Source organism: Duganella margarita (assembly GCF_009857535.1).
Lineage (GTDB): Bacteria > Pseudomonadota > Gammaproteobacteria > Burkholderiales > Burkholderiaceae_D > Rugamonas > Rugamonas margarita.
Genome location: NZ_WWCS01000102.1, coordinates 1 through 257 on the forward strand (window position 1 = coordinate 1; position 257 = coordinate 257).

The following is a 257-nucleotide window of genomic DNA, read 5'->3' on the forward strand; positions in this document are numbered from 1 at the left end:
TTTGTGATGATGCAATCTACCCGCGGCTAGACGGAAAGACCCCATGAACCTTTACTGTAGCTTTGCATTGGACTTTGAACCAATCTGTGTAGGATAGGTGGGAGGCTTTGAAGCGGGAACGCCAGTTCTCGTGGAGCCAACCTTGAAATACCACCCTGGTTTGTTTGAGGTTCTAACCTTGGTCCGTTATCCGGATCGGGGACAGTGCATGGTAGGCAGTTTGACTGGGGCGGTCTCCTCCTAAAGTGTAACGGAGG

The 257-nt window shown here is 51.4% G+C and carries 1 rRNA gene; it reads left to right on the forward strand.

Annotated features, from left to right (window positions below):
- Nucleotides 1–257 (forward strand): 23S ribosomal RNA (locus tag GTP55_RS29410); the annotation flags it as partial.